Annotated in this window: 17 protein-coding genes and 5 tRNA genes; 7 read left to right on the top strand and 15 right to left on the bottom strand. The window is 38.0% G+C overall.

The genetic code is table 11. The annotated features are described in order from the left end of the window. Positions 1–42: 42 nt before the first annotated feature. From miaB to AC27E9_RS07115, 3 genes are all read right to left on the bottom strand, one after another. A complete protein-coding gene (miaB, locus tag AC27E9_RS07125) occupies positions 43–1500 on the bottom strand; it encodes a tRNA (N6-isopentenyl adenosine(37)-C2)-methylthiotransferase MiaB (RefSeq protein WP_487128654.1) in 1458 nt (485 codons plus the stop codon). 327 nt (positions 1501–1827) lie between these two features. Then, the gene (locus AC27E9_RS07120; protein WP_487128652.1) at positions 1828–4719 is read right to left on the bottom strand and encodes a ligand-binding sensor domain-containing protein; all 2892 of its coding nucleotides are present in this window, start codon (positions 4717–4719) and stop codon (positions 1828–1830) included. After that, positions 4655–5104 carry a hypothetical protein gene (locus AC27E9_RS07115; protein WP_487128650.1) on the bottom strand — a complete coding sequence of 150 codons (450 nt, stop codon included), beginning with the start codon at positions 5102–5104 and terminating at the stop codon, positions 4655–4657. Before AC27E9_RS07115 ends, AC27E9_RS07120 begins: the two co-directional genes overlap by 65 nt. Positions 5105–5224: 120 nt before the next feature. Between AC27E9_RS07115 and AC27E9_RS07110 the strand changes: the two genes are divergently transcribed. After that, positions 5225–5878, top strand: coding sequence for a 2OG-Fe(II) oxygenase family protein (locus AC27E9_RS07110; protein ID WP_487128648.1), 654 nt, complete (start codon positions 5225–5227; stop codon positions 5876–5878). Between the two features lie 30 nt (positions 5879–5908). Continuing rightward, positions 5909–7075 carry an FAD-dependent oxidoreductase gene (locus AC27E9_RS07105; protein WP_487128646.1) on the top strand — a complete coding sequence of 389 codons (1167 nt, stop codon included), beginning with the start codon at positions 5909–5911 and terminating at the stop codon, positions 7073–7075. A 263-nt stretch (positions 7076–7338) separates the two neighbouring features. Here AC27E9_RS07105 and AC27E9_RS07100 read toward each other — a convergent pair. The 12 genes from AC27E9_RS07100 to lolB form a co-directional block, all read right to left on the bottom strand. Then, positions 7339–7423 (bottom strand) — tRNA-Leu (locus AC27E9_RS07100). Between the two features lie 52 nt (positions 7424–7475). Beyond that, a tRNA-Gln gene (locus AC27E9_RS07095) sits at positions 7476–7550 on the bottom strand. Positions 7551–7617: 67 nt separating this feature from the next. Next, positions 7618–7692: transfer RNA gene (locus AC27E9_RS07090), tRNA-Gln, on the bottom strand. Positions 7693–7738: 46 nt separating this feature from the next. Continuing rightward, positions 7739–7823: transfer RNA gene (locus AC27E9_RS07085), tRNA-Leu, on the bottom strand. A 25-nt stretch (positions 7824–7848) separates the two neighbouring features. After that, positions 7849–7925: transfer RNA gene (locus AC27E9_RS07080), tRNA-Met, on the bottom strand. 209 nt (positions 7926–8134) lie between these two features. Next, positions 8135–8488 carry a DUF3718 domain-containing protein gene (locus AC27E9_RS07075; RefSeq protein WP_487128644.1) on the bottom strand — a complete coding sequence of 118 codons (354 nt, stop codon included), beginning with the start codon at positions 8486–8488 and terminating at the stop codon, positions 8135–8137. A 268-nt stretch (positions 8489–8756) separates the two neighbouring features. After that, on the bottom strand, positions 8757–9848 hold the full coding sequence (gene ychF / locus AC27E9_RS07070; RefSeq protein WP_487128643.1) for a redox-regulated ATPase YchF: 1092 nt from the start codon (positions 9846–9848) through the stop codon (positions 8757–8759). A 32-nt stretch (positions 9849–9880) separates the two neighbouring features. Beyond that, complete coding sequence (gene pth / locus AC27E9_RS07065) at positions 9881–10465, bottom strand: aminoacyl-tRNA hydrolase (RefSeq protein ID WP_487128641.1); 585 nt, start codon at positions 10463–10465, stop codon at positions 9881–9883. 128 nt (positions 10466–10593) lie between these two features. After that, a complete protein-coding gene (locus AC27E9_RS07060) occupies positions 10594–11217 on the bottom strand; it encodes a 50S ribosomal protein L25/general stress protein Ctc (RefSeq protein WP_487128639.1) in 624 nt (207 codons plus the stop codon). A 417-nt stretch (positions 11218–11634) separates the two neighbouring features. Then, positions 11635–12582, bottom strand: coding sequence for a ribose-phosphate pyrophosphokinase (locus tag AC27E9_RS07055; RefSeq protein ID WP_487079910.1), 948 nt, complete (start codon positions 12580–12582; stop codon positions 11635–11637). 124 nt (positions 12583–12706) lie between these two features. Beyond that, positions 12707–13567, bottom strand: coding sequence for a 4-(cytidine 5'-diphospho)-2-C-methyl-D-erythritol kinase (gene ispE, locus AC27E9_RS07050; RefSeq protein WP_487128638.1), 861 nt, complete (start codon positions 13565–13567; stop codon positions 12707–12709). Positions 13568–13577: 10 nt separating this feature from the next. After that, entirely contained in the window at positions 13578–14192 is a 615-nt protein-coding gene (gene lolB / locus AC27E9_RS07045; protein WP_487128637.1) for a lipoprotein insertase outer membrane protein LolB, read from the bottom strand. A 343-nt stretch (positions 14193–14535) separates the two neighbouring features. Here lolB and hemA point away from each other — a divergent pair, with 343 nt between their 5' ends. The 5 genes from hemA (at position 14536) to AC27E9_RS07020 (ending at position 19278) form a co-directional block, all read left to right on the top strand. Then, complete coding sequence (gene hemA / locus AC27E9_RS07040; protein WP_487129182.1) at positions 14536–15804, top strand: glutamyl-tRNA reductase; 1269 nt, start codon at positions 14536–14538, stop codon at positions 15802–15804. A 236-nt stretch (positions 15805–16040) separates the two neighbouring features. Next, positions 16041–17129 carry a peptide chain release factor 1 gene (prfA, locus tag AC27E9_RS07035; protein ID WP_487128636.1) on the top strand — a complete coding sequence of 363 codons (1089 nt, stop codon included), beginning with the start codon at positions 16041–16043 and terminating at the stop codon, positions 17127–17129. A gap of 41 nt (positions 17130–17170) precedes the next feature. Further along, the gene (gene prmC / locus AC27E9_RS07030; protein ID WP_487129180.1) at positions 17171–18025 is read left to right on the top strand and encodes a peptide chain release factor N(5)-glutamine methyltransferase; all 855 of its coding nucleotides are present in this window, start codon (positions 17171–17173) and stop codon (positions 18023–18025) included. Between the two features lie 38 nt (positions 18026–18063). Next, positions 18064–18438: a SirB2 family protein gene (locus tag AC27E9_RS07025; RefSeq protein WP_487128635.1), complete on the top strand. Its 375-nt coding sequence runs from the start codon at positions 18064–18066 to the stop codon at positions 18436–18438. Between the two features lie 39 nt (positions 18439–18477). After that, positions 18478–19278 (top strand): tetratricopeptide repeat protein, encoded by an 801-nt coding sequence (locus AC27E9_RS07020; protein ID WP_487128633.1) that lies wholly within the window; start codon positions 18478–18480, stop codon positions 19276–19278. The last annotated feature ends 13 nt before the right edge of the window (positions 19279–19291 follow it).

The raw sequence follows: 19291 nt of genomic DNA, 5'->3' as shown, positions 1-19291 counted from the left end.
GAAAACGGTAAATAAGCGAGTTAGTTACCGTTAAGCCTATTTTTAAGGGGTAAACGTTGCCACACCAAGTTCATCAACAGAATTTTCGTTAGTTGAACTTTCACTCGTTTGGTGATGGTTGTTTGCAAGTATGTCAGCCGGAGAATGTGCAATACGTAAGCCCATTTCGCTTTCTTGACGGACTAATTCACCACGAAGTGAGTTGGCATAAACATCGGTAATTTTTACATCAACAAATTGTCCTATAACCGAATGTGGTGCAACAAAGTTGACGATACGGTTGTTTTCGGTGCGGCCACGAAGCTCCATCGGATTTTTCTTTGATGGGCCTTCAACCAATATACGCTGTTCAGTATTTAGCATTTGACGAGCAATATGCAGAGCCTGTTGGCTAATACGGTCCTGTAATATTTGTAAACGTTGTTTTTTAACTTCGTCACTAATGTCATCAACCATGTCTGCCGCTGGAGTACCAGGTCGTGCACTGTAAATAAAGCTGAAGCTTAAATCAAAATCAACCGCTTTGATCAAGTTCATCGTTGCCTCAAAGTCTGCATCTGTTTCACCTGGGAAACCAATGATGAAATCTGATGACATGCAAATATCTGGGCGTGCTTTTTTCAATTTGCGAATTTGAGACTTATATTCAATTGCAGTATGGCCACGCTTCATTTGCGTTAATATTCTGTCTGAGCCACTTTGTACTGGTAAATGTAAATGGCTAACTAATTCTGGCACATCTTTGTATACGTCAATAATGTCGTCAGTAAATTCAATAGGGTGCGATGTGGTGTAACGAATGCGATCAATACCATCGATAGTGGCAATTAAACGTAATAGTTCTGAGAAACGGCAAATGCTACCGTCATGTGAATCACCACGATAACCGTTAACATTTTGACCAAGTAAGTTTACTTCACGAACTCCTTGCTCTGCTAATTGCGCAATTTCATAAAGTACATCATCAAGTGGACGACTAACTTCTTCGCCGCGAGTATAAGGCACTACACAGAAAGTACAGTATTTACTACAACCTTCCATAATGGAAACAAAAGCAGTCGCACCTTCAGCCTTAGGCTCAGGAAGACGATCAAATTTTTCAATTTCAGGGAAACTAACGTCAACAACTGGATTTTTTTCACCAGTTACTTGTTGGATCATTTCAGGTAAGCGGTGCAAGGTTTGTGGTCCAAAAACCATATCAACATAAGGTGCACGCTGACGTATAGCGTCACCTTCTTGTGATGCAACACAACCACCTACACCAATGACCAGTTCAGGATTTTCAGCTTTAAGGTTTTTCCAACGACCAAGTTGATGGAAAACTTTCTCTTGAGCTTTTTCACGAATAGAACAAGTATTTAACAAAATCACATCAGCGTCTTCGGCTTCTTCTGCCAATTCAAACCCGTGGGTGGAGTCTAACAATTCAGCCATCTTCTGCGAGTCATACTCGTTCATTTGACAGCCCCAAGTTTTGATGTATAGCTTTTTACTCATTTATTCGCGCCTAATCTTTACTATGAAATTGATTCTAGTTTTTGCTAGAGAATTTAAGGGGGCGTATTTTACTCTTTCTTTGCCTTTGATGCTAGTTTAGAAAATTGACGTTAAAATAAATATAGAAATGCCATTTTGGTGGGAATGAGAGAGAGTCATACACAAATGGAGTTTTAAGCTTCGAGTCACACGAGAATAGGTTGGCGTAATAGTGCTATGACTTTTTAATTAACGAGGCCTAAACTCATATGTCAGTGAGTTTCTTTTGTGACAGTGATAACTGAAACGTAATACTTAGTAACTGCCATTTGTACATAATTTACTGGCTTAAGACATTTTCATCAAAGGAATTGAGATGATAATTTCACTGCCATGCTCCTGATTATCATAAGTATGAAAGGTGGCGTTAAATTTATTGGCAATTTGACGAATATAGTACATTGCCATGTCAAAATTAATTTTACTGTTAAATTGCGCAAAGCTTTGTTCGTTATCAGTAACTTTCAACCAAATTTTTTCATTTGATTCATTCACATGCACTGAAAATACGCCACCATTACCATTGTTAATTGCGGCTAATATGGCTTCATAAACAATTCGATAAATTGCGGTTTGTATTGCATAGTCGATTTTCTCACAATCAATATCAAGCTGTGCCGAAACTAAAACATGATATTGCTGGTGAAAATAGTCTGCTAAGTAAGGCAATGCAACGGTTAAAGAGCTACCCGATAGATTACTTGGTTCGGCGTGACTATGTTTTGTTTTTAATTCTGCAATGCATTCAGAAATTAATGCTTGGGCGGCTAATTTACCGTCTTCATTTTCTGCTTTTAAGTTGTTTGAATTTATTACTTCATTTAGCTTTATCAGTTTTTGTACTTTTTGTAATTTACGACGAATGATTGCAGCAGATTGGCCATGGGTTTTGATTTCATCATTTAATAGCTGATGAATATGACTAATGGAACGGCTGCGTAAATACAGAAGCCAAAATGTTAAGGTGATTATTAGAGTAATGATTACAGCATAGAGTATTCTAATATTTGGATGCCAATACCAAGGATATGCAACCTTAATATCAGCGTAGGCTTTAAAATCGCTCCATTGGCCAAGGCTATTTGTGCCCATTATTTCTATACTATAGGTACCTGAAGATAGCCCCGTTAATGTTAATTGGTTACCGTTAATTGCATGCCATTCACCATTATTAATTTGATATTTAAATTGCTTTTCTTGCCCCGGTCTAAAGTCTAAACTGGCAAGCTCTAATGTTACCACATCATTTGCGGAGTCTATCTCTATAGAGCGACTTAATAATTGTGCTTTACCTGAAGCGATAGTTTTACTGATATATACTTTGGGGTTTAATTTATTAAAAGGTGTCAACGATACTTTCAATACGCCACCATAATGACCGACATGAACAATATCGTTAAATAGTTTTGGCTTTTTAGTAAATGTGAGTTTTTCTGTATTCGGCACCATCTTAATTTGATAATTTTCAGGGTTTACAACATATAAACCAGGGTGTCCGGAAACCCATATTTCACCTTTAATTAGAGACATATAGCTAAAGTTAAGATCTTTTGCGAAATGCGCTAACTGCTCTCCTTGCTGATTATAAACAAAAAAACCATCTCCTTTTGTTGCTACAAAAATCTTATTTTTGTATTCAAGCAAAGAAATAACTTTATTTTCACCTAAGCCTACTAGCGGATTACTTCTATTTGTTTCTTGGTTGAATATATCAACGCCTGAAGACGTAGCGACCCAAATTTTACTATTACTGAGTGGCAATACATTAATGGCTTCATTTGAAGATAACTGCTCACCTTTAATATGTTTGGTAATCTTTGCGTTAGCAATGTCATAAATATAAATACCATTATTATTTGATGCCAAATAAAGCAAACCATCCTTATGAGTCATGTCTAATAATAATTTATTATTCTCTAAGAAGTTTACTCGTGATAGTTGCTGATCCGTAGAGCTGTATTGCCATAAACCATCAAAAGTTGAAATGTAAATTGTTTCCCCATCTGAAAATAGATCCGTAATGATCTTTGCGCGCTTACTGAAGTTATTGTTAACCTTTTCAGGTAAAGTTGGGTTAGATAAAGGTTGTTCACTTAATCCTTCCCCATAGCTACCTATAATAAGTTTATTATGATGTGGTGTAAGTACAATGTAATTGATAAATACATCAAAAATTAAAGAAATATTTTGTGTAATAGAAGGAATAAGTTGTTCTATACCTCTGTTATTTAGTATCCATAAAACGCCTGATTCATCATGAAATATTTTTTTTACGTAGCTCGCTTTAATATTAGGGTAAGTGTGAGGGATTTTTGTTAATTCATTAAGAGTATATTTTTCTAATCCCCCTTTTTTATCAACGCTATAAATACTATCTTGTGCATTCGATACGGTTAGAGCTGAAATTTGAGAGTCGACATTAATACTATATTGATCTTCGTTATCGCTTAACATGATGATTTGGCTGGTATCTGCATTGGCAAAGATTACTTTATCTTCAATGGTTGTCATTGCCGATATTTTGCCCGCATTAATTAATTTTATCTCAGCCCCATTGAATCTGAACAACCCCTTAATTGATGATATATATACATATTTGTTTGTACTCTTGAGTGTATTGATATCAAAGTCGTTAGCTAATATTTTTGTTGATAAGTTTGCGGCGTCTATTTGGTATAGTTTATTAGGGACATCTAAATAATAGTAACCATTGTGTGCTATAACTTGATAAATACTGTTTCGGTGGATATTTATATCAAGTTTTTTTGCCTCACCTCGAGTTGTATTAAACAGCCATAGTTGATGTGTTTCAGTTGCCAACAGTAAATTATTATTGTCAATAAAATGGATGTCATTGATCCAATCAAATGGCAATGGCCAGTTATTGTTACTTGAATTAAATACTATATTGTCTTTGCTATTGTGTCTGATTAACCCTGAAGGGGAGGCTAACCAGATAAAACCTCTATTATCTTGGATTATAGTGCTAGCATTAGGGAAATGATTATCAAATTGTTGAGCAGCTGCAGTATTAAATAAGGAAAACACTAACAGAATAGATGGCGAAATACTTCGCCATAATCTAATCCCACGTATAAAAAAATACTGCTTTAAACTAAGTAATGCTTGTTGGAGCTTCTTTTGGGGGGTGCCTAACATCACCACAGGCAGCATAAACATTAGGTACTTGATCAGCAAGTTCAGGTTTTTGAACCAGCATATAAGTTGGTTTCCTTGGTGAATCATCATGCTGTTTTTTTGCCCATGCTTTACGCACTTTGTCGGCATGTTCTTTTCCATATTTTGTTTCAAATGCTGTGGCGACCATTTCGACACCAAAATCATCCATCACCATGATGGCGTTATCATGGTAGCCACTTGTGGTGTCAAAATCTATATCAACAGTTAAAATCTTATTGTTAGGTAATACTAAATCTGCTTTTAGCTTCGCAACAACCGCACGATCTTCGTGCGCTTTAAGTTGGCTTAAATTAGGTTTTTCAGATAGGTCGTAAACTAAGTTAATATCTTTAGCAATTTTTTTTTCTTTTCGTAATGCTGACATAATTATTCCCTTTAAGTACTTGTGTTTTTATTGAACTGTTGTCTAACTGCTTTTTGATTATAGCGAACAAAAATGTTAATGGTAGTAGCAGGTTAATTTATATTTCTACATGACTTTAATATGAAATGGATTGAATACTTGGATAAAAATGGTTTTGTACAAATTAATAATTTTTTATCTTATGATGAGGCACTTAAATTGCGGGATAAAATTATTAAAGAAAATCACTTTAAAAAATGGAATTTATTAACGACTCCTTACCGGCCACTAATGAATATTAAAGATCGAATTTCGTCAGATATCATTGATAAGCGTCGTCACAAGCAAGCAGGGCAAGCGTTAAAGCGCCGACAGTTTTCATTTTCATTTTATCGCTCGAGTAATAAGCATGCAAAACAGCATGGTCAGTCTCAATTACATAAAGGTATTGGTGAAAAAGTCATTAACTTGCTTAAAGAAGAGGAATTGATAGTAGGGCAGTTACAAGATTCATTTTTCGCTGATTTCAAGGCTGGGCAGTTTATTAGCTACCATACTGATGGCAGTGCCGGTAAGTATGCTTTTATTTACCAATTATCAAAGGGGTGGCAGAAAAAATATGGCGGCCAATTAGAGTTATACCCGAAAAAGATTAAATTCTTTAAAAAGCAGCTCGAACCTAAGTTTAATAGTTTAGCCATTTTAAAATTGGCACACCCGATGCCGCATAGTGTTAAGGTTTTATCGAACCCAGCACATAAACATCGAATTACTGTTTCAGGTTGGGTAGAATAAAGCGATATTTGTCAGCATATTAATGTGGTTATGAAACAGTTTGATTGTGTAGTTGTTGGTGGTGGTATGGTCGGTGCTGCGAGTGCATTGTCTATGGCCGAGTTAGGTTTGAAAGTTGCAGTTATTGAACGCTCACTGCCAGCAACGTATGCCCCAGAGCAAGCATTTGATTTAAGAGTTTCTGCCATTTCTTTAGCTTCAGAGCTATTATTAAAGCAACTTGGTGCGTGGCAACAGCTAAAACAGTGGCGTATGTGTCCATATAAGCGTTTAGCGGTATGGGAAAATGCACAAGCTTATACTGAGTTTAATGCTAAAGACATCGAGCAAAGCCATTTAGGCCATATTATTGAAAACCGCTTAATTCAACTTTCATTGTGGCAAAAACTTGATGAACACCAAAATGTCTCGACATTCTGTCCAGAATCTTTACTCGGTATCGAACAGAATTCCACAAGTGCATTTCTAACATTATCCTCTCAAGTCATTAAGGCCAAATTAATTATTGCTGCTGATGGGGCAAGCTCTCAGGTGCGAAAATTAGTTAATATAGGTATTACCGGTTGGGATTATGCACAATCTGCCATGCTAGTGAATGTTAAAACTCAATTGCCGCAGCAGGATATTACTTGGCAACAGTATTTTCCAACTGGGCCTGTCGCTATGTTGCCTATGCCAGGTAATAGTGCATCTTTGGTTTGGTACCATGAAAAAGATGAAATTAGTCGTTTATCTGCACTTTCGAATGCGAGCTTGCAACAAGAAATTCAGCAAGCGTTTCCACAGCGTCTTGGAGATGTTGAAGTGGTGACAAAAGCAGCGTTCCCATTGACCCGTCGACATGCAAATCAATACAGCAAAGGTCGTGTTGTTTTACTAGGTGATGCTGCTCATACAATAAACCCCATGGCGGGCCAAGGTGTAAATTTAGGCTTTAAGGATGTTAAGGCATTACAAAGCGTGATTGCTGAAGCGATAGGGAATGGAGAGTCATGGTCTAGTTCGTCAGTGATGACTGACTACGAAAAAATGCGTCGAAAAGACAATTTATTGATGATGACCACTATGGACGCATTATACCTATCATTTGGCCATATTTCGCCATTGGCTAAGTTCGCCCGCAATTCTGCATTGTCTATGGTGAATAAACTTCCTTTTTTGAAAAGTAAAGCACTAGCATACGCATGTGGAATTTAGCTCTTTTGAGCATAATAACTATAGCGAATATATAGAGTAGGTAAATAAATTTGCAGTGGTGTTTATCATATAGCCATGATGTTGATGTTATTAAACAGTAATTATGAATGCATTAATTAGAAATTTAATTAAATAAATACACACAAGAAATTTTGAAGAACTAATAACACGTCAACATGAAAACTAGTCGGTAATAAGGAAAGTAAGTATAAATTTATATAGAGGACGTAATAAGTATAGAAAAATAATTAGAAAGTTTGAAATGGTGCGGAAGGAGAGACTTGAACTCTCACATCTTGCGATACTGGAACCTAAATCCAGCGCGTCTACCAATTCCGCCACTTCCGCATTTTCAGGTAGTTATCTCAATAAAGTGAGATGATTTTCAATCAAAAGGAAGTGGCTGGGGTATGAGGATTTGAACCTCAGAATGACGGGATCAAAACCCGCTGCCTTACCGCTTGGCTATACCCCAACTGGATACTTCTATGACAGGTAAGTAACATTGATAAACTTTCGAATAATACAGAGAATAAAGAAAGTGGCTGGGGTATGAGGATTTGAACCTCAGAATGACGGGATCAAAACCCGCTGCCTTACCGCTTGGCTATACCCCAGCAATGTACTTACTTTCGTAATTATTTAATAATAATTACATTGAAATGGTACGGGAAGAGAGACTTGAACTCTCACATCTTGCGATACTGGAACCTAAATCCAGCGCGTCTACCAATTCCGCCATTCCCGCATTTCAATATTTGCGTTGAAAAGAGTGGTGGCTACACCGGGATTTGAACCTGGGACCCCATCATTATGAGTGATGTGCTCTAACCAGCTGAGCTATGTAGCCTTTCCATCTCGCCTCTCAGCAAGTGGCGCGTATTATGCAAATCTCATTGGGCTACGTCAACCGTTTTTTATCAAAAAAATAAGACTTTTTGATTGTTTGGCTATTCACTGTGCAATTTGGCCGATATCTACACAAAAAATGACTTTGTTGTTCAATTTGTGCTTTCTATAGCCACCCAAATTGCACTTTTTAAATGCTGAGTTGATACCTTATTTGATTCGTTTATTGGCAACTTTTGTTAAATGTGCAGAATTTTCATTGATTGCAGGTAAATTTTCTTTAACGACTTTAACGGGGAGTTTACCAATTATGTATTCTCCAACATCAAGGGCTTTCGATGCAGCTGAAAAAACAAGGAGGTTTTTACCATTACATTGAACACTATCAAAAATTGACCGTATTTTTAATTTACTTGATTTTAAATATTTTCGTAAGCGCTTTTTATCATTAATTGAAACGTACTCACAGATACGCAAAGACATGCTGTCCTCATAGGAGTAACTTGGTGTTGAGTAAGAAAGTAGTGCTGCTGTTACAAGAGCAATAGTTAAAGAAGTTTTCATACGGATCCCTAATATTTTTCTATTGTTGTTATTAGCAGTCTAATCCTAATCCACAACATTGCCAGTTTTGCTGTAAAAACTCGCAGCCTCTACTATTACGCTAGTCACTTCTTTTGAGTGACAGTAAATTATATGTTGGGGCTAGAAAGGCCTGATAGAGTTCTAATAGTTTGAGGGATTGAGTTTGATACTGTCAATATATAGGTAATAAAAAAGAGAGCCGAAGCTCTCTTTTGAGATAATAATGATAAACAATAAAGTTAATCGTTTATACGTTAAATCTAAAATGCACTACGTCGCCATCTTTTACTCGGTAGTCTTTACCTTCTAGGCGCCATTTGCCTGCTTCTTTAGCGCCTGACTCACCGTTAAATTCAATAAAGTCATCGTAGGCGACTACTTCAGCGCGAATAAAGCCTTTTTCAAAGTCGGTATGAATAACACCTGCCGCTTGTGGTGCTGTTGCATTTTGCTTAACAGTCCATGCGCGAACTTCTTTTACACCGGCGGTAAAGTAAGTTTGCAAATGCAATAAGCCGTAGCCAGAATTAATTACACGATTAAGTCCAGGTTCTTCTAAGCCCATTTCAGCCATAAATTCTTCGCGGTCTTCATCATCCATTTCAGACAATTCGCCTTCAATTTCGGCACAAACAGCAACAACAACGGCATTTTCTTTTTCTGCAATAGCGTGAACAACGTCAAGGTACGGGTTGTTTTCAAAACCATCGTCGTTAACATTGGCAATATACATGGTTGGCTTAATTGTTAAGAAATTTAAGTAAGCAACTGCAGCTTTTTCTTCTTTAGATAACTCTAAAGAACGTACCATTTCACCATCTTCAACATGCTTTAATATTTTTTCTAATACTGGTAATTCAAATTTAGCATCTTTATCACCACCTTTAGCTCTTTTGACTTGGCGTTGAATAGCGCGCTCAGCAGTATCCATATCGGCCAAAGCTAGTTCAGTATTAATGACATCGATATCTTCAGCAGGATCAATTTTATTAGCAACGTGGATGATGTTGTCGTTTTCAAAACAACGAACAACATGGCCAATGGCGTCAGTCTCACGAATATTGGCTAAGAATTTGTTACCTAAGCCTTCACCTTTTGATGCACCAGCAACAAGGCCTGCAATATCAACAAATTCCATAGTGGTGGCAAGTACACGTTCAGGATTAACGATTTTTGCTAGCTTATCTAAGCGAGGATCAGGAACAGGTACCACACCAGTATTAGGCTCAATTGTACAAAATGGAAAGTTAGCAGCTTCAATACCCGCTTTGGTTAGCGCGTTGAAAAGTGTTGATTTCCCGACGTTGGGCAAGCCAACAATACCACATTTAAATCCCATGATAATTACCTATTATGTTGTCGCAATACTTGTTATTGCGCTTTAAAAGAATGTAGACGATTTTGAGCTTTTTTAATATCGTCTTTTTGCCAAATTTCAAAACAGCGCACAGCTTCGTCTATCACTTGGTCAATTAAGTTTTGTTCGCTGGCAGGTGCTTTACCAAGTACATGCCCAGTAACGCGATCGCGATGACCTGGATGGTCAATACCAATGCGTAACCGATAAAATTCTTTGTTATTTGCCATACGTGAAATAATATCGCGTAAGCCATTGTGACCACCGTGCCCGCCACCTTGTTTGATTTTACAAGCGCCAGGCAACATATCTAACTCATCGTGGGCGACAAGAATATTTTCAACAGGGATACGAAAAAAATTGGCTAATGGTGCTACGGCTTGTCCACTGCGATTCATAAACGTAGTTGGAATAAGTAGATGAACTAATTGCCCGGCAATTAATCCTTTCCCGTAGAGGCCTGAATATTTTTTTTCTGGCTTTAGTGAAATGTTGTAACGTGATGCGAGTTCTTGAACGAACCAATCACCGGCATTATGGCGGGTCTTACTGTATTCTGAACCTGGATTTCCTAAGCCGACTACTAATTGAATTGTCATCTAATAGGATACTCTTGTTATTCAAATTTTAGGTCGATAAATTCAAGCACATTTAAAACTAAAAAGCTTAAAGGGTATGTTTAGAACATAGGCCCTTTAAGCTTTGTCATCAGCAGTAATATTAAAAATTACTCAGCTGGAGCTTCTTCAGTTGCTTCTGCTTCGCTATCGTCGCTTGAACCTTTAGGAGCGTTCAATGAAGCAACAGCTTGGTCATGGCTTTCGCCTTTAGCTAGTTCATCAGATGTAACGCCTTTAGGTAAAGCGATGTCTGATAAATGTAGAGTTTGACCAACTTCTAAGTTAGCAACATCAACTTCGATGAACTCAGGGATGTCAGCAGGTAAACAAGTAACAGCAATTTCGTTCACGTGGTGAGAAACGTTACCACCTTTTTTCTCTGCAGCTTCTTCGTTGATGAAGTGAACTGGAGCGTTAACATGTACTGGGTGAGTAGCGTCAACACGTAAGAAATCTAAGTGCATTACTAATTGCTTGAATGGGTGACGTTGCATGTCTTTTAAAAGACACTCAACTGGCTTGCCGTCAACATTTAATGTTAAAACGTGAGAGTAGAAAGCTTCTTCTTGTTGCGCACGGTAAACTGTTTTGTGCTCAAGTGTTAAAGAAACTGGCTCTTGGCCTTCACCGTATAGGATCGCTGGAATTTTGTTCGCGTGACGTAGGCGGCGGCTCGCACCTTTCCCTAAATCTGTACGTACTTCTGCATCCAACGTAAATAAATCAGTCATGGTTAATATCCATTATATAAATAATTAAAAGTCGTTGTTTTTTGCGACCAAAAACAACCTGTTTCCTTGATTAATAAATGTTAAAACTAACAAGTAGATTTATATTTAGTTAAAAAAGGCGCGGCATGATAACACTCAGCCTAGTTGAGATCCAATTTTTATCGCTATATTTATGGCAAAGTTCACTTTTGAGCTAAATATGCCGTGTTACTGCTGGGAGCGAGCACTTTAAACGTGAATCAATTAACAGCGCCACCGAACAAAAGGGTAGTAATGCATAGCTAACTGATAAGTTGTGATATTTGACGCTTATTCGACAAATGATAATTTATTTAAAGGTTAAATATAGTAAAGTTGGCAAACAAAAAAAGCACCCTAAGGTGCTTTTTACGCTGTTCACGAATTAGCTATGTCTGATTAAGCGTCAAACATAGCAGAGATAGACTCTTCGTTACAAACACGGCGAATAGCTTCTGACAACATACCACTTAAGGTAAGTTGGCGAACATTGCCTAGCGCTTTAATTTCTTTTGATAGTGGAATTGAATCAGTAACAACCACTTCATCAATAACTGAGTTTTTCAGGTTCTCAGCAGCATTTCCTGACAGCACAGGGTGAGTTGCATAAGCAAACACGCGTTTTGCACCGTGGTCTTTTAATGCTTCAGCAGCTTTTGCCAACGTACCACCAGTATCGATCATGTCATCAACGATAAAACAATCACGGCCTTTAACATCACCAATAATGTGCATAACTTGGGCAACGTTTGCTTTCGGGCGACGCTTATCGATAATAGCTAGGTCAGCATCATCTAATAGTTTTGCCACAGCACGTGCACGTACAACACCACCGATATCAGGAGAAACAACCACGGGGTTTTCAATATTTCTGTCTAACATATCTTCTAATAAGATAGGCGTACCGAAAACATTGTCTACTGGTACATCAAAGAAACCTTGAATTTGCTCAGCGTGTAAATCAACGGTTAATACACGGTCAACACCAACGCTTGATAGGAAGTCAGCAACAACTTTAGCGGTAATTGGTACACGAGCACTTCGAACGCGGCGATCCTGGCGAGCATAACCAAAGTAAGGCATAACGGCAGTAATACGACCTGCTGACGCACGACGTAATGCATCAATCATTACGATTAATTCCATTAAGTTATCATTGGTAGGCGCACATGTTGATTGAATGATAAAAACATCCGCACCACGTACGTTTTCAGTGATTTCAACACTAATTTCACCATCACTAAAACTACCGACCTTGGCTTCGCCTAAGGTGATGTAAAGGCGATTAGCGATTTGTTTGGCCAGTTCAGGGGTGGCGTTACCCGCAAAAATTTTCATGTCAGGCACTGTCAGTTCCTCAGAAACTTTTGACATTTACATTACGATACTGAATAAAACGTTACGTTAAATATCAGCAAATTATTTTATTTTTGCCAGTTTTAATGGCATTTAGATGATATTTCATCTGAACTCAATGCCCATTTATTGCCATAATTTCAGCATGTAAAGGGGATTGATTTAATCCTTTAGCAACGAATGACTCAATTCCTTTTGGAAGTTGAGACTGTACGAAGCGAGCCTCTTTTTCTGAACTAAAACGAGAGAAAATACACGCGCCAGTGCCAGTCATTTGAGACGGCGCGTATTCTATCAACCAACTCAGTAGCTTGGCAACCTCAGGGTAGTGTTTTATTACCCAAGTTTGACAATCATTATGATAATTTTCGATGTCAGCATCGCTGTATCGTATAGTGGCTGTATCTCTGGTTAGATCGGTAGCGTTAAAAACACTTTGCGTAGAAATACTACAATCAGGTTTTGAGACTAAATACCAATACGCTTTCGGTGATGCTGGTGTTAGCTGTTCACCAATACCTTGTGCAAAAGCGGCAAAACCATGTACGAAAATAGGCACGTCGGCACCCAGTTTGATGCCAAGTTCGGCAAGTTCTGCTGTTGATAGCTTGGTCTGCCATAGGGCATTTAATGCCAATAAAATAGTAGCTGCGTTTGAGGAGCCACCACCTAGGCCGCCACCCATAGGCAGTATTTTTTCAAGTTTAATATCCGCCCCTTGTTGGCATTGTGTATGCGATTGTAATAATCGAGCGGCTTTTACAATTAAATTATCATCGTTATTAACACCGGCAATTGGCGTTAATAAATTAATATGGTTTTTATCGTTAACTCGAATGAATAACGTATCGCTGTGATCTAAAAACTGGAAAACCGTTTCTAACTGATGGTAGCCATTATCAAGTTGACCAACAATATGTAGAAATAAGTTTAACTTCGCTGGTGCGGAAAATGAAAAAAATGCTTTTGTATTCAAGGCTGCCTCGTTAAATCTTCCAAGAGTGGATAACAATTTTTATCCGTAAATCGTCTTGTTGAATGGTTAATTGTTTTGCTAACTGAAATGGACCAATATGATGATATTTGCTGTAATTTATTTGCCAAACCTTATTGTTATATTGACTGATTAGCACATCTGGCAGTTGCGTTATTTCGTGATATTGAATGGTATCTGAAGGCAAATAGGCAATACCCTTTAGCCAGTTGTTCATTGCTCGAGTCGGTAAGTTTAAACCCGTTAACTGGTAAATTAAATTGTCTAAGTCTTGGGTTTGGTAACTTTCGCCATCAACCTCTACAGTAAAGTTACTTTTCTCACGCTTTAGTTCAAGCACTTTAATGCCAAATACGGTTGATAAGTTCAATAGTTCACTTTCTTGTTCTGTGTTTTTTTGCCAATGTAATGTCGCACTTTGTCGTTCTTTATTGGTAATAAAAGCAATCTTTCCGGCGATTACCCAATTATTAAGTGCTAATAATTGTTCATTTCGAACATTAATTTCTTGGTTGAGATGATTATTGTCAACGGGGACATCATTTATGCTGCTACAAGCCGTTAATATACTTAATAAAAACAGCGTAATAAGATGCTTGCTGTGCATGTTTTTCCTTGCTTAGTTAATGTTAACTCGCTCATTTTTTTCAGTAGCGAAGTAATCGTAAGTTAATTTTGAACTAAAAGTAGCCGTATGCATTAAAATTGTCGGCTATGGCAATATTAAATAACGAAAATGTCTGAGTAATAGCACACTATCACCTTTCAATTTAATGTGATCTTTCGTAAAATTATCGCGATTTTTTGTCGCAGATCATAGGTTTTTTTTATTATCTGGCCGATAATAGCGCCAACAAGTTATTACTAGCTTATAATTAGCTCTGAAATAACTCATCATTCGCAGCAATATTTGCTTGCCGTTGAAATTTAATTGGATCCACTATATTCGTATGTCGATAGTTGCAGTAGGTATAAATCACAAAACCGCTCCGGTTGCCGTTAGGGAAAAAATTTCTTTTAACCCAGATAACTTGAGTACTGCTTTGCAAGAGCTTGTTAATTCAGTTGAATGCAAAGAAGCGGCGATTTTATCAACCTGTAATCGTACCGAACTGTACTTAGTGCAAGAAGGTGAAGTGGCAGTGACTCAGGAGCGAATTGTTCGATGGTTAGAACAACATCATAATGTACCCGCTTCAACCATTACTCCAAGTTTATATTGGCATCAAGATCAACATGCTGTAAATCATATGATGCGTGTTGCTTGTGGATTGGACTCATTAGTTTTAGGCGAACCACAAATATTAGGGCAAATGAAACAGGCCTATAACCAAGCGAAAGCAGCGGGTTCTATGGCATTAGTGATGGACCGATTATTTCAGCGTACTTTCGGTGTAGCTAAGCAAGTACGTACTGACACTGAAATTGGCGCAAGTGCTGTTTCAGTTGCATTTGCTGCGGTTAACTTAGCTAAACATATTTTTGCCAGTTTAGAAAAAGCGCGGGTACTGCTTGTTGGCGCTGGTGAAACCATTGAGTTGGTTGCTAAACACCTTTATGAAAATAAAGTCGGCCATATTACAGTGGCTAATCGAACATTAAGCCGCGCAGAAAATATGGCTGAGCAATTTGGTGCTGATGTTATTACCTTGGCGCAAATACCTGAAATGATGGCAAATGCTGATATCGTTATCAGTTCTACCGGTAGTACCTTACCTATTATTGGCAAAGGTATGGTGGAACAAGCATTAACAAAAAGAAAACATCGTCCAATGTTTATGGTTGATTTAGCAGTACCACGCGATATTGAAGAGCAGGTTTCTGATCTGGAAGATGTTTTTCTTTATACCGTTGATGATTTGCAAAGTATTATTGCGAAGAACTTGGAAAATCGCCGTAAAGAGGCTGTACTTGCAGAGGGTATTGTTACTGACCAATCGTCGAGTTTTATGTCGTGGTTACGCGGTTTAAATACCCAAGATACTGTTATTTCTTACCGTAAACAGTGTTTAGATAATCGAGATCAGCTACTTGAAAAAGCTATGCTACAGCTCGCTGCAAATAAAAAACCAGAAGCAGTTATCGCGGAGCTTGCCACGAAATTAACCAATAAATTTATGCACGCACCAACCAGTGCCATTCAGTCGGCTGCACAAGGTGGCGAATTAGATAGATTGGTTTATTTGCGCGATATTTTCAATATTGACCACCAAGAATAACTCGCTACTTTATACACCATTAACTTATAAATTATCATAGCGCGTGATGCCTATACTTGTGCCAGCATTGAAACTACTGGTCAAGCCCTTTATACTGCTGGCGGTTCATTCAGCTATTACAGCACTAAGTTGATTCATTATTAGTTAACTTGGAATAAAAAATACTGCTATTTACTTGCCTAGTCGAATATAATGCGCGGGTAATTCATCAATTTCTGACTATATAAGATCATTTAATGAATAAATCTGTTTATCAAAAACTTGAGATCCTCGTTGAACGTTTTGAAGAAGTTCAAGCGTTATTGTCTGATCCTGAAACTATTGCGGATCAAGAAAAGTTTCAAGCCTTATCTAAAGAATTCTCTCAATTAGAAGTTGTTACTTCAGCATTCCATGCCTTTCAAGAAGCTGAAGATGATTTTGCCACTGCTGAAGAAATGCTGAAGGATGATGATCCTGATATGCGCGAAATGGCGCAAGAAGAATTTAAAGCAGCTAAAAAAGCGGTTGAGAAAATGACCGACGAGTTGCAAATTTTGTTATTACCGCGTGACCCTAAAGACGATAACAACTGTTTTGTTGAAATTCGCGCCGGTGCCGGTGGTGATGAAGCAGCGATATTCGCTGGTGATTTATTCCGCATGTATAGCCGCTATGCTGAAAAGCAAGGTTGGAAAGTTGAGTTGATGAATTCCAACGAAAGTGAGCAGGGCGGATTTAAAGAGATCGTTGTGAAAGTTAATGGCGAAGGCGTATACGGTCAAATGAAGTATGAGTCTGGTGGGCATCGTGTACAAAGGGTTCCTGAAACTGAGTCGCAAGGTCGTGTGCATACTTCTGCATGTACTGTTGTGGTTATGCCAGAGATTCCAGAGTCGCAGGCGATTGAAATTAACAAAGCTGACTTAAAAGTTGACACTTTCCGTGCCTCGGGCGCAGGTGGACAACACGTTAACAAAACCGACTCGGCAATTCGTATTACTCATATTCCAACAGGTGTTGTGGTTGAGTGTCAGGACCAACGCTCGCAGCATAAAAACCGTGCACAAGCTATGTCAGTATTACAAGCACGCTTACAGCAAGCGGAAGATGAAAAACGTCGTAGTGAAGAAGAGTCTTCTCGTCGTAACCTTGTTGCTAGTGGCGACCGTTCTGAACGAATTCGTACCTATAACTTCCCACAAGGTCGCATGAGTGATCATCGTATCAATTTGACCTTATACCGATTAAACGAAATCATGGAAGGCAGTTTGCAGTTAGTGCTAGAGCCAATTATGCAAGAAAGTCAGGCTGACTTATTAGCAGAGCTTTCTGAGCAAAATTAGTGCGCGATTCTGTTGTACCGCAATTGTTATCGATTGAGCAATTGTCTTCGCTAACCATCGCACAGCTAATCGCTTATGGTCAGCAATGTTTGTCGCCAAATTCTGATAGTGCCAAGCTTGATGCTGAATTATTGATTTGCTTTGTTATTAACAAGCCAAGAAGTTACTTGCTTACTTGGCCTGAACAAAGCATATCAAAGCAAGAAGCAGTAAGTTTTTCTAGCTTACTATTGCGCCGTATGGAAGGTGAGCCTATTGCTTATATCACCAAAACACGTGAGTTTTGGTCGCTACCTTTGCAAGTTTCTCCTGCCACACTTATTCCGCGCCCTGATACCGAAGTGCTTGTTGAACTGGTGTTAAATTATCATCTTGATAGTAAACTGAGTTGTTTAGATTTAGGCACAGGTACAGGAGCCATCGCTTTAGCATTAGCTTCAGAACAACCACTATGGCAGGTAGATGCCGTAGACTATAGTCACGATGCGGTTACATTAGCAAAATCGAATGCTGAACGTTTAAATCTAATGCAGGTTAATATTTGTCAAAGTGATTGGTATTCTGCAATCGCTGAAGATAAAAAGTACGATGTAATCGTTAGTAACCCGCCTTATATTGACGAGCAAGACCAGCATTTATCAGAAGGTGATGTTAGGTTTGAGCCGAAGACGGCATTAGTTGCTGGCGATAATGGTTTGGCTGATATTAAAGTTATTGCCAGCCAAGCAAAGTACTACTTTAATCAAACTGGCCACTTGTATCTTGAACATGGCTTTGAACAAAGTTTGGCGGTACAAGAACTACTGTCGACTTTAGGTTATAAAAATATTAAGACCTTTAAAGATTACAATGATAATGACAGAATCACATACGGCTGCTTTATCACTTCTACATAATAAAAAAAGCGTAAACTAACAAACAAATGGAGAATTTCGTGCTTAAACATTTACATATGACCATTGCTGCGATCAGCATTTTACTTTTTACCTTTCGTTTTGCTTTAACATTAGTTAACTCTGAAAAGTTAAACTTGAAATGGTTGAAAATCACCCCACATATTATCGATACTTTGCTATTGGGATTAGGTATTGCGTTATCAATTAAACTTGCCTTGAACCCAGCAGAGCAATTGTGGTTAGCGGAAAAATTATTTGCTGTTGTTGCTTATATTTTTACCGGTTACTACACCTTAAAACTAGCGCGTAACAGAGCTATGCAAATAATTGGCTTCCTTGGTGCAATGGGCTGGGTGATGTTAATTGTGCGTATTGCTATGAGCAAAGAAACTGTTTTTTTAGCCGGTTTGTAAAACGCTAAAAATACCGATTAGAATATTAAAAGAGAATTCATGAACGAGTTGTTGTTGTCAGAAATTAAATCTGAACAAAATGAACCTTTGCAAACCTTCCTATTACTAGAAGAATATATTTTTGGTGTTAATTTGCAGAAAGTTGACGAGCTTAGCGAACTCGTTGATTGGTGTAAAAATGAAACGGAAAAAGTTAAAGAGCCGATAGAGCGTGCAGAAGTTCTAATTAATGCCTTATTTGTTGATCAACTATTTATTGATAAACAGCATGCCGTTTGGCCTGTCATTGCTCATCAATTGCCATCGGCGTTAAGTCACAAACTGATATCTCCAACGCTTAAAGCCGTGTTAATCGCTCATGTAGCTAATGCTTGTGACTGCAAAGCAGATATAGTTTTTGTACCAGAAAAGGCCATGATTCGAATTATTTGCGATGAAAATTATGCGATTATATTCGACCCCGTTACTGGTGAGTCGTTAAATTGGCATGAACTTGACGCGCGAATGAGTGAAATTTCAGGTGACCCATTTGAAATACAAATGGATGTTATGAAGCAAGAAAGTTTAGTGCTTGAACATATCAGCAGTTTAAAAGCAGCATTTATTCGTGAGCAAGCATATGACAATGCGTTAAAGTGTGTTGACATGTTGTTAGCTTTGAACCCGAATGACCCATTTGAACGTCGTGATAGAGGTTATTTATTGCATCAACTCGATTGCTTTAAAGTGGCGTATGACGATTATCAATATTTTGTTGAGCAATGTCCGAAAGATCCTGCCGCTCAACTTTTAAAACTTCAGCTAGATAAAATTTCAATTTCAGATACGATATTGCACTAATTAAACTTAACGT

Source organism: Colwellia meonggei (assembly GCF_057537295.1).
Note: the sequence above shows the minus strand (reverse complement) of the source record. Positions and strands in the feature narration are given on the sequence as shown.